Below are 239 nucleotides of genomic sequence, written 5' to 3'. Positions count from 1 at the left end.
GGGCGCACCGTGAACAGTTAGCAAAAGAGCAGGAGCGACAACAGGCAATAGAATTTAGGAAGGTACTGGAAAATGATCGTAGAACGCAAATAGAGGCTGATAGAGCGCATTTATGGGATAAAGTAGGCGAATGTACCACTGAGCCTGAAAAACTGGCTTATAACGCAATACAGAGCAAATTAGAGGGTGTTATCAGAGAGGGGGCTAACTATACTGCTTTGCTTGATAATAATGAGCCT

1 pseudogene is annotated in these 239 nt (G+C 43.9%); it reads left to right on the top strand.

The window, feature by feature from the left end:
* Positions 1-239 (top strand): annotated as a pseudogene (locus ACNQO6_RS18505) (MobV family relaxase); the annotation flags it as partial.

Source organism: Acinetobacter calcoaceticus (assembly GCF_051947995.1).
GTDB lineage: Bacteria > Pseudomonadota > Gammaproteobacteria > Pseudomonadales > Moraxellaceae > Acinetobacter.
This window is presented reverse-complemented; position numbering and strand designations above follow the sequence as displayed.